At 38.5% G+C, this 11,558-nt stretch carries 4 protein-coding genes; all 4 read right to left on the bottom strand.

Translation table 11 applies throughout. The features are described 5' to 3' along the window. Window positions 1-629: 629 nt before the first annotated feature. On the bottom strand, window positions 630-2,888 hold the full coding sequence (locus tag Q5760_RS09845; RefSeq protein ID WP_428912008.1) for a PQQ-binding-like beta-propeller repeat protein: 2,259 nt from the start codon (window positions 2,886-2,888) through the stop codon (window positions 630-632). 364 nt (window positions 2,889-3,252) lie between these two features. Beyond that, window positions 3,253-5,841, bottom strand: coding sequence for a PQQ-binding-like beta-propeller repeat protein (locus tag Q5760_RS09840; protein WP_428912007.1), 2,589 nt, complete (start codon window positions 5,839-5,841; stop codon window positions 3,253-3,255). A 626-nt stretch (window positions 5,842-6,467) separates the two neighbouring features. Then, window positions 6,468-7,871 (bottom strand): IS110 family transposase, encoded by a 1,404-nt coding sequence (locus Q5760_RS09835; RefSeq protein ID WP_428912006.1) that lies wholly within the window; start codon window positions 7,869-7,871, stop codon window positions 6,468-6,470. A 502-nt stretch (window positions 7,872-8,373) separates the two neighbouring features. After that, window positions 8,374-11,538 carry a lamin tail domain-containing protein gene (locus tag Q5760_RS09830; RefSeq protein WP_428912005.1) on the bottom strand — a complete coding sequence of 1,055 codons (3,165 nt, stop codon included), beginning with the start codon at window positions 11,536-11,538 and terminating at the stop codon, window positions 8,374-8,376. Between the last annotated feature and the right edge of the window lie 20 nt (window positions 11,539-11,558).

Below are 11,558 nucleotides of genomic sequence, written 5' to 3'. Positions count from 1 at the left end.
AAAGAAACGTGCCTGTCACTTACCGAAAAATCTTGTTACACAATTTGTTTCACAAATAAAATTGATGTGAAATCTGACTATCACTATTTTTAAAATAAGAAATCGACAAGCCACAGCGACTTGTCGAACCACTCATACTCATAGCATCTCACCCTACCCTACCAAACTATATAACGCCCAAGGCTAGTTGGACATTCCTACTTCATGTGGGTCGAGGGACCGTCCCTTTGTCCCACAGAATTGTCATTAACCCACTTGCCCCGCCTGGCTTTTGTTCCACCCATTAGAACTAATGTTTTTATCTACTATATAAAACACAGTTGAAATTCTTACCAAACCAACAACTGGCGGATAAGAAAAAAGATTCAAATCAAAACTAGAAAAAATAAAGCGAACAGTGACTGAGACTGTCCGCTCTGAATGAACTGCTCTTCTTGATCAAAAATGATAAAGTGAAACTGATTTCATCGCTTGTTATTACTTACCGAGACAAGTCACAGCGACTTGTTGATTAAGGAATAACGATTACAGCCGGAGCACAGGGATGGTTATAGTCTACCTTCTTCCCATCAGCCCAAACACTCAATTCAATCATTGGTTTGTTGTCCTCTTTCCGTTGTATAAATCAATCAACGATCAAAAAAACCGAGGTCTCGCTGTAACGGGATCTGAATCGAACGAACAATCCCATCCTGTGCAGCTTGAATAATCTGCTCCCCTACAATAACTGGTGTGGAGTAGGCGTAAGTGGATGCAAAATGGTATTGATCCACCACAGCACCTGTTTTGATATTTAACGCAGACAGCAATCCATTGACTCCTGTAATGTAGACGAGTTCCCCTTTTTGAACGGGTGAGGCATCGAATATTCGTTGCGCTAAAGTGGTTTTCCAGTATTCTTTGCCGGTGTAAGGATTGATGGAAGATACCTCCCCCCATTCATTCGCCAAAATTGCCACAGGATCAGATCCACTTTCTTTCACAATTAATGGGGCTGAATAGAGAAAGCCACGTGTATATTTCCACAATTCCTTCCCCGTTTCCCGGTTTAAGGCAAAATTAGCCGATACCGTCGAGACGTATACAATGGATGGATGACCTAGTTGATCTGGTATAACGGTAGCATGGGTAGCCCACGCACTATTGATAAGGGTACTGTACGCATTGGCCCTGCTTACAATTTGAACCTTCCACTTGATCTCACCTGTCTGAAGATAAAGGGCATAAATGTAGCCATCACCTGCGCCAAAATATACCGCCTCATTGTCTACAGCAGGTTGTCCAGCTGTAAATCCCCCTACTTTTACCTGCCATTGTATCTTCCCTGAATTCCGCTCCAAAGCAAGCATTTGATTTCCCGATGGTACTAACACTTGATCTTCCGTTAAAAGAACAGATCCTAGAACAGGCTGCGGGCACTTCACATTCCATAAAAGTTGTCCGTTTTTTCCATTTAAAGCATAGATTTTTCGATCACTAGAACCGATGTAAACAACATCCTCGTTTATTTGAGGAGTTCCTAAAACCGGGCCATTCGTTTGGAAACTCCAAATTTGTCTACCATTTTTTGCATCTATTCCGTTAATAAGCCCGTCCGAATTCGCTGAAATTAGGATGTTTTGCGAATCCGAAACACTCAAAACTGCTAATCCAGCTTGAACTGGGGACTGAACATTTTTCTCCCAAAGGATTCTCTTCTGCGCCGCTTTATTAGGCAGTTGTACATAAAGAAACGAATCCCACCAGCTTTTCTGGTGATTATGGACACGAACCTGCAACTGGTACTCACCGGGAGGCAGATCAGTATTGACTTGTGCTGTCCATTTATGATGATGATCCGGGGTCATTTCCTGCCAGTTTCCCTGATCCGTTCCCGCATATCGAGCATCAGGCCAGAACTGGTATTCAACCGTACTTGCCTGATGGTGCGGATGTAGATTTACACTTAGTTCTGCCCCCTCTTTACTGGAACCTTCTGTGAAAAATTTGATTGATAATGGCTTTTCCGTTTCTGCAGGTCTTGCCCCTGTCAGAGGAACTTCATCCAAATACTTGGTTGACAGTGCACCATTTACAATGGACGCACTGATCACATCTAGTACCATTTTACCCTGAGGATTCTGACGTTTTTTGATCAATTGAAAATAAGGACCATTTCTTAACGCGGCTAAGCTAAAAATATGAATGCCATTTTGTTTCCATACATTGTCTTTGTGAACATGACCGGTAAATACAGCTCGGATATTATATGACTCTACTGTTTCGAAAAGCTTTCCTTCATTAATAATGTAATAATTGTTATCACCAATTGGATAGTGAAGGTAGATAATAACCGGAGTAGATTTCCCCGTTTGTTTTAAATCATTTGCCAACCAATCCAACTGATTTTGTGTAAAATACCCTGGTTCTTGAAGTAACTGCGTTGGATCTAGTGCGATAAAGTGTATGCCTCCGTAATTAAAGGAATACTGTGATTTCCCCATATATTTACTGAACAGTTCCCCGGCCCACTCGTCCCAGCGAGCTTCGTGGTTTCCTTGTGTGGCGTAGATTTTACTTTGATAATAGGAAGGTACTAATCTCTCAAACTCCTTATATTCATCAGGCAAGCCGGCTTCAACGACATCACCTAAATGCAAGATAAACTCTGGAGGTTGTTTTTCTGAAAGCAGCGTTTGAAATATGCTATTTAACCACTCACTTCTTGCTGGAAAATAAGGAGCGGTATGAGAATCAGCAAAAATCGCAAATGAAAATTCCTGTTCTGCTGCCTTAGCTTCTATTTTTGATGTAAAGGGCAGACTACTAAGAAAAAACATACCCGCACCTATACCCGTTAATTTCAAAAACTCACTACGCTTTATTTTCTTATTCTCACTAAATTCCATCATTCACAACTCCTCATCCTTCAAAATATAAAGTGAAACGACCATCAGTTTGGGTTTTCTATTCACAGAAGTGCTGGTGTAATCGTTATGACATGATGCTACGTCTAAAGTCTGCTTCATCACCCGTTCATCCAAGCCTGAACGATCAGCCTTTCTATTTGGATGAACACTTAAGATAAGACCTTATCAGTCGTTCTAGGTCATTGGTTCTCCCACTGGACTTCTTTTATCCTTTTGTATCTTTAGATCATATGCTTTTAACAAATAGGATGTAAAAACTAGATTCATAATATCCTAGGCGAGTACTTCTATTAGCATCAGGGGCGTGCTAGTCACCTTATCCAGAGACAAGATGGGAATCCGCTTATGTCCCTGATGTAAACGTATATAAATTCCCATCATATCCCCCAACGATTAGAGAATTACCAGAGATGGCTGGTGTAGAAATAACGGGAGCTCCGATTTGGAATTTCCAAGTTTGATCTCCACTATGTCGATTTAATCCATAAACATGTCCATCATAAGAACCAATGTACAGCGTATCCCCGCTAATTACTGGAGAAGAGGCTATTCCATGATTGGCTTGAAACTCCCATTTTTTCGTACCATTATTGATGTTAAAAGACATTACTTTTCCATCTGGGAATCCCATATACACGGAATCCTCTACAACAGTAGGAGAAGACATCGTTACTTGTCGAGGCATATACGGTCCAACTCCTTCAAGAGAGTCTTCACTTTGATAATCCCATAAGGTTTGACCTGTTTCGGCATCCAAACAAACTAGAATTCCAGTTCGAAAACCTACATAAATTTTGCCATCCTGGTAGGTTGGAACGGAGTGGGACCAGCTAGATAAAGGAGGGCGTTTTTTCCAGATAATGTTCCCTGTTTCAAGGTCCATCGCATACAGATAGCTGCTACCGGCTATCGTATATAATCGTCCATTTTCTTCATCAATGATGGGTGATGCTGCAATGAAATGATCATTCTCCATTTTTTTATTCCAAATCACTTCACCTGTATTAGCATCTAGCTTCATCATATAACTACCCTTTTCGTTTGCATGATCGACACTGTATGCTTGATAAACAAAACCATTTGAAACATTCGGTGAAGCATACATTCTGCCCCTTTGAATTCCATCTTTTTCAATACCAATGGATTTTTCCCATTTTTTAAGTCCTGTTTCGGCATCAACCGCATAAAGTGTACCTTTGACACTTGGTGCATAAACAACTCCGTTTTCATACGCTGGTGAGCCCTGAATTTGTGCATTTGTGTGAAACTTCCATTTTTCTTTACCTGTTTCTGGATCATAGGCTAATAGATAATTGTGATCCACATCATTTTGGTCGCTTACTCCAATATAAACTGTTTGATCAACGATCGCAGGAGATGATGTTAAGATGGCACCGTCTGTTTGATAAACGTCGGCAAGATTTAAGGTTGGTGAAAGTGGATCAGCACTTACCCCTGAATGATACGGATTCCCCTTAAACATCGTCCAATTTGTACCGAGTTCTGGATCAAGTGTTTGATATTCGTTGTCGACAGTGAAAGTGGAAGTCTGATTCCATGTGTTGCCATTGTTGTCAGTTGCACGAACTTCAAGTTGATGCTCTCCTTCACTTAACTTAGAAGGATCAAGTTGGGAGGTCCATGTCCACTCGCCATTTTGCTTCGCTTTTCTCCATGCACCCTCTCCGATTCTGTATTCTACTTTCTCAACTGTACTTGATGTATTAAAAACATTAAAAACAGCTTCTGTTTTTTCTTGGGATACGACACTTTTTGGTGAAGGATGAATCATTGAAATATGCTCCTTCATACTAAACATCTTGAATTGTGTTGAGATATCATCATTCGATAGATCAATGAGTCGATATCCTGCCGGAGAATAATCGTTTGTATTGGAATTAGCTGTGCTTGTTACGACATGCTTAGCTCCTGGAATAACTTCTTCTGAAATATCATTCACATGTGTGTGTCCACTCAATATTAATTTTGTATCATATTGTTTTAACACGTTTAAAAAATCCACCGTGCCGTTTTCGGGGGTATCCGGAGCGTTCAATTGAATATGTGTAACCACAATTACTTGTTTATTTTTAGCATTTAGCTTTAGATCTTCTTTCAACCAATTCAGCTGATCTTCTTGTTCAAAACCGAGATGATTCTCTAAAATGACAAAATGTTTATTTCCGTGATCGAAGGAATACCATTCTGGCCCCATGTATTTTCGATAATTATCGATTCTTGTTTTATAATCATTTCCTTTTGTAATATCATGATTTCCTGGAGCTGGGTAGATAGGAAGCTCTGATTGTGAGCTGGCAGCAATAAAGTCTTGAAACTCCTCGTCTGTACCGTAATGCGTTAAATCTCCGCTAACCATTAAAAAGTCAGCGCTGTCCTTCAATTCATTCAGTTGCAAAATTTGATCGGTAAATTTCTCACGATTATTTACACTATTATCTCTAACATGAACATCCGTAATCGTGGCAAATTCAAAATGACTTTTATTCCTTTCACTATTTTTCAGTAATCCAAAATTAACTTCTCTTTCTTGACCCGCTTGAAGGCCCTCTAGCTCACGATAAAACTGTGGCACCTTGTAGTCATTTAAGGGAACTTTATATCCATCTGGTGTCGTGATAAACACAAGATCTGTCAAACGTTTATCAGGATCGACTTGTAAGGTATAGTCTCCTTTTGAATCCGTTTTTGTGATATGTATTCCATCTGAAACACTGATCCCTTTTAACCCTTTTTCCCCCTGGTCTTGCTTCCCGTTTTCATTTTTATCCACATAAACCGTACCTTCAATTAACGCAGTATTTGCTTGAGCTTGTACATATGGAACATGTTGAAAAAAGGGGATTGTCACTGCCCCTACCATAAGTGCTGTTAGAAGTTTTCTCTGTGAGGACTTGTTCCCAAAAGAATTCATTATTTCTCCTCCTACCAAATTATTTGACGACTATTATTAGGTTATTGTCTAATTATGTAGGAGAATTTCGAATTTAATTATAATTAAATTAACTTCACGTAAAAAAAACTGGGAATAAATATGTAAAAATTATTACACTCTATCTCTTGACAATGAGTAAAGTGGGAAGATAGTTATACGGTCATAATGACCATTTATTATCCAACAAGACCTTCTATATTTTTTGATGTGCAGTGCCAGCGTATAATGGTAAATAAGTCAAGGTTGAAATTTACCTAAAAAAGGCCGATTTTAAGTAAAACTCCACTTTCCATTTTTTGGAAGAAAGTTCAACTATCACAGAATTATTATAGAGCTCCTCTAGAACGTGAAAGGGATCTTGCGTTTTCACCCTGCAGAGGATACAACCTAGTAAATGTAAACTTAGATTTTCACGTATTATTCGTACTTGCAGGACAAGATCCATAACGCTGGCACACGAGGTCAAGAGCCTCAGGCACTAAGAACAATGTGATCTAACGTCCTAGAGGAGCTCCATTTTTTAAAAATCAATTTAATTAAAAGAATGGTCTAGTGACATTAACAAGTATAAATTGGCGAAAATACTTTGAAATAAACGACAAGGTCTATGCTATTTGTGCCGGTACTACAAATTTTTCATAAAATTTTTTTACGTTTGCGATATGCAGTTTCTTGTAAATTTGATCGTATAAAACGTAGTCTGGATTGTCTGTACGGTATAATGTTTGATGCTTAATCATAGAAAAGGCTAGACGAATCATTCGGTTTCCGAGAGCTATATACGCCTGACCTGTAAGTTTTCCACGGTCTTTTAGAGCTAGATATTTCTGTTTCATTTCGGGGTTATTTGCGGCTAAGGATTTTCCCACTTGATAAGTTATATTGCGGAAAGATCGCCTACCCTGCTTAGATATTGCATAATAAGAAGGCCTTTTTCCTCCGGATTGCTTAACAATAGGATTAGTTCCTGCCATTTTAATCAGTTGCCCCGCATGGTCAAAGTCTGAAATATCGCCCATTTCGGCATATAATTCAGCTCCAGTTACAACCCCAATTCCAGGAACACTTATGATTACAACTCCTTCAGTTTGAACAAATAAGTCTTCAATCTTTCTTTCTAATAATCGAATTTGTTTTTCCACTAAATCCAGTCGATCGAGACTTTGAATAAGCAAAAATTGTTCTGCCTCTACAAATTCCTTTGGTTGAGAGATTGATTGTTTTGCATAATTAACTAAACACTCAATTGACTGATCTCGTAATTTAAGATTTTTACGAATCGAAAGAGCCCGTAATCCCTCTTTTCCAAGGGAAAGAATGTCACTTGGATGTAGACAATGACGCATTAAATAGCGCGAAGACTTTCCCCAGAGATCTGATAACGGTTGTACATGTTCACGTTTTCCTTTTGTCCACACACTTTTCCCTTGAAACTCACGGAATATATGGTCCACATAAACGCGAATAAGATTCTTAGTAGCAGTTTGTTCTTGGACTAACTCACGGCGAGCACGTGTCAATTTTTGTAGTGTATGAACTCCTCCGCTAGGAAGCTCGTTTGACGTCCCACGCCCGTGAATGATTGACTGTAGTATGGCCATGAGATCTAGGTTATCGGTCTTTGACCAATTTAAAAGTGCTTCTCGTTCTCGAGCTGTGGTCGCTGCATTCAAAATGCGGACGTGATACCTCTCGGAAAAACAACTTCTTACTAGATCCTCGTAATAATGTCCTGTTGTTTCAATTCCCACAACTACCGCCTTCATGCCCATGCGCTCAACCTCAATTTGAATTTTCTTTTTAAGAATCTCAAATCCCGTTAGAGATGAGTCAAATTCAAATGGTTTTACTATTATGTCCCCATAAAATGTAGCTATCATAGCCTTGTGTGTGTATTTCGCTGCATCAATCGCCACTAGTAATAAATTTTCTGTACCTGTTTCCTTAATAAATTGTGCCCATCGACTTCCGTTTTTGCCCTGAATATGATTGAATAAGTTATACGCCATCATTTTCATCTCCTTGTGGTAGGGAATTGTAGTTTGGAAGTTCTGTGATAGGTACTTCCATTTTACTATGAAAATGGTGGCCTTTTTTATTGATTTGTTTATCTATTTACTATACTAGGCACTGTACGCCGATCGCTATTTAAGTAAGCACCTTTCTAATTGAAAAGGCTCTTTTATTTAATTAGCGGCAGTTCCTTTATAGAATTGCTAAAACCCCTTAAATACGATTTCACTACGGTCAAATAACAAACCCTCCCTCTTCACAAGTCGAGGTGCCCAACGTCAATTAGCACACAGGATAATTGCCACCTTACCTGAGGTCACGTTTGATCCAGAAAATATTAATTTATAAAAAGAAAGTACCTGTAACTAATCAAATACGACGAGTTACAGGTACTTTTTCTGTTCACATACATTTACCTTTGGTTTTCAAAAATTCCTTTCCATTCTAGTAGGACGTTAAGTGAGTCAAGGGACCTATCCCCTTGACTCACCTATCCTTCTATTTCACTTCTCTTCTTTTTGCAAGAAAGTACAAAACTGCACTGGTAATAATCAAGATTAATCCCAATACAATCATGTTAAATGATTGAGTGCTAGTATTAGGAAGTTTATTATTTCCTTCCGGGTTATTCTTTTCTGCTTCCTTTTGACCACCATGATTGACTTTATCATCATGATCCTTGTTGGCTGTGTCATCGTTATGATCTTGTTCATTTTGATCTTTAACAATGTATAAGGTCGTGTTTACCGTGCCATCTGTAAACTCAATACTAAGTGTATGTTCACCTACAGGTAGTGTTTTTAAATAACTATTTAAAAGTGTGATCTTCGTACTACCTTGCTCTACTTTATAGAATTTTTTGTCTACCTTTTCATTATTTAGATAAAGATCCTTAAATTTTGTATGATCCACATCCACAATGATTACTAGATCCTTATCGCTTCCTTGTTCCCAAACAGGCTTGCCTGTTGTTACAGTACCTTCATCACCTGTTTTATCTCCATTTTCTTTATAATCAGAATCAATCGAACCTATCGATAAAGCGCCAAATTTGTCTCCATCTTTAAATCGATACACGGGTCTTTGTCCATCTTTCGTAAAACTTGCCTCTGCAATAGCAAATCCTTCATTATTGGCACTAATATCGACACCACTTGCAGGCATGATATGAATAATGTCTGGTGTTTTCTCTCCATTGAATGACAGTTTTGCCCCACGGTTATTATATCCATTATCCGCAACAACCCATAATACATTATCATAATTATCATAATCAAGAGCCATTGCTCCACCGAGCTTACTGTCAATATCAGCAATTTGTACAGAACTTCCATCTTCATTTAAAACATATGCATACACATGACCATTATCTTCTAATGCCACAAAGAACACACCATTTGAAATGGCATTTGGATAATTAGCCTCATCAAAAACAGAATTCGTATTTTGGTCATAAAGCTTACCATTAACATCTGCGTTTGATACCCATTCTACCGCTTCAATCCCCATATTGGCAGAAACCTGTGGTAATGAAGCCGTTAAATCCCACTGCTGTAATGCAACTAAATCAGCGCCTTCTTTATTTGGATCAACTTTCAAAATCGTATTAAAGTTAACGCCCTTAGCATTATTATCACGTTCAGAAGCAATATAAACAAAGCCATCTTTATCTACTGTAATTCCTTCTGCATCCGGACCTGCTGCTTTTGCATCGTCTGCATCCTTTTGGAATCGAACACGCTTACCGTTCTCAAAGCCTTCAGCAAAGCTTAACTTTCCATCTTTTGCAACGTCTAAAATCCAAAACTTCCCTGTACCATTATCAACCGCATATAATTGGCCATTAAAGAAATCCAAGCCTGAAGAATCTTCTAAAAATATTGGTTCAGTGTCAAAAATGACAACTTCTCCATTACCTGGCCATGCAATCATTTCAGGGATATCTGCAAATTTATTTGGCGCACCAGGCGTTTCTTCTTTTGTATTTCTATACTCGTTTCCAGTTATATCTGGATACAATCCCCAAGTAGGATTTGTATGATCTGTCCATGTTGTGCTTTCTATTAATCTATCATTTTCAAACAGACGTACAGAATCATTTTTTCCAAGACCAAAGCCAAATGTTTCTTCTGTTAATACCAGAAATCCATTTGCTGGAATGGTTGTACCTTCAGGGATCACATATTGATGTTCATCATCATTGTCTTTAATGACGATTCCTGAAATATCTAAAACTTCTCCTGTTGGATTAGCAAGCTCAATCCAATCAGGTCCACCATTTGAGTCTTTTGACTGGACTTCATTTAAGACAACAGCATTTGTTACAATATTTGCTTTTCCCTTAGTCGAAGTGACAAACTCTACTAATTCGCCTGTTCCATCTGGAATACGTGCGTATACACCATTTGCATGTCCATCCCACGAATATTCAGCAATAGACACACCGTCTTTATTAAAAATAGTAACTTGATCAGCCTTTCCTAAGCCAAATGTAAAATGCTTATTTCCATCAAAAACATAAAATTCCCCTGGATTAAGAACGGTTCCATCTGCTACTGGATTTATATCTGCAGCATGTCCTACTGGGTCATCATCATATAAATACCAACCCGTTAAATCTACAGTTGTTGTTCCTACATTATAAATTTCAACCCAATCCGTTTCATCATCGTTCGACTCTACTTCATTGATTACAATCTGAGGTTTATGCCAATCATTTTTTTGTCCCTTTGTTTCTTTTGTTAATACAAACGAACCGGTCCCGTCTGGATATCTTCCGAATGATGCTAATGCTGCATCCCCTTCATAACTAGCATGCTCCGTCCAGGAATATTCATCTAATAGATTTCCTTCTTTGTCATATAAACGAATAGAGTCTCCTGAACCAATACCAATTGCTGCTTCGAATGTACAAGTAGCATAAGTTCCTGTCTGATCATCATAAACTTGACCAACCGTATTTGCATCCACCACAAACAACTCACCTGCTTGCAGTTTTGTTCCTTCTGCAAATTTCCAACGATGGTCATTCGAATTATCGCGAATTTCATAACCAGAAAGATCCATCTCTCCTGTTCCTAGATTCATGAACTCTACCCAATCATCCGGAGAAGAATTAATCTCATTAATGACTAATTTATGTTTAGGTAACTCTTCTTTTTCTACAATATTTAACTTACCTTTGGTTGGTTCCTGATCGACAAATTCTCCCTTACCGTCTGGAACCCTTGAATATGTACCCACTGCATGACCTGTATATGTATGTGAATCTATTAACGTATTGCTATTATCATACAAATTAACAGCATCATTTTTCCCTAAAGACAGGTTATCTAACGCATCACTATGTTCAATAACAAGGATTTCACCAGCTTTTAAAACCGTACCATCCGCAATACGCCATTCCTTATTTTCTGCCGGACGCTCTAAACCTTTATCATCTGTAACAAACCATCCACTGATATCTACATCACTATTGCCCGTATTAATCATTTCAATCCAATCGATATCTGCAACAGTATCATTCGATTCTATTTCATTAATAAAAACAGTATTTTCTACTTCTGCTGCCTGTGCATCCTGTATCGGAGAGAATAGAGATAATCCGATGGATGCAACAATAGACAGGTTTAACCATCTAGTCCTTTTCTTCAATTTTGTCATTTACACAACTTTCCTTTCCT

The sequence above is a fragment of the Niallia sp. Kr1 genome (assembly GCF_050389805.1).
GTDB lineage: Bacteria > Bacillota > Bacilli > Bacillales > Cytobacillaceae > Bacillus_BD.
This window is presented reverse-complemented; position numbering and strand designations above follow the sequence as displayed.

What these genes read in the sequence shown, in the direction of transcription:
- Q5760_RS09845 (WP_428912008.1), bottom strand. Translation starts at nt 2,888, where the DNA reads ATGGAATTTAGTGAGAATAAGAAAATAAAGCGTAGTGAGTTTTTGAAA.
- Q5760_RS09840 (WP_428912007.1), bottom strand. Translation starts at nt 5,841, where the DNA reads ATGAATTCTTTTGGGAACAAGTCCTCACAGAGAAAACTTCTAACAGCA.
- Q5760_RS09835 (WP_428912006.1), bottom strand. Translation starts at nt 7,871, where the DNA reads ATGGCGTATAACTTATTCAATCATATTCAGGGCAAAAACGGAAGTCGA.
- Q5760_RS09830 (WP_428912005.1), bottom strand. Translation starts at nt 11,538, where the DNA reads ATGACAAAATTGAAGAAAAGGACTAGATGGTTAAACCTGTCTATTGTT.